This is a genomic window from Terrisporobacter petrolearius (assembly GCF_020748185.1).
Lineage (GTDB): Bacteria > Bacillota > Clostridia > Peptostreptococcales > Peptostreptococcaceae > Terrisporobacter > Terrisporobacter petrolearius.
The window spans coordinates 1-249 of sequence record NZ_JAHZMO010000245.1; the positions used below are offsets into that span (position 1 = coordinate 1).

The 249-nt window shown below is 47.4% G+C and carries 1 rRNA gene; it reads right to left on the reverse strand.

The features are described 5' to 3' along the window. A 23S ribosomal RNA gene (locus K0040_RS20500) occupies positions 1 to 249 on the reverse strand; the annotation flags it as partial.

Below are 249 nucleotides of genomic sequence, written 5' to 3' on the forward strand. Positions count from 1 at the left end.
CCTTTCCCTCACGGTACTATACGCTATCGGTCACTAGGTAGTATTTAGGCTTGGAGGATGGTCCCTCCTGCTTCCCACAGGGTTTCACGTGTCCCGTGGTACTCTGGATCATATCTGAAGTTTTCTTGTTTTGACTACGTGGCTTTTACACTTTATAGCGGAGCTTTCCAACTCTCCTCGTCTACAATAGCCTCTTCGTTATGATATGTCCGCAACCCCAGTGAAGAAAACTTCACTGGTTTGGCCTGT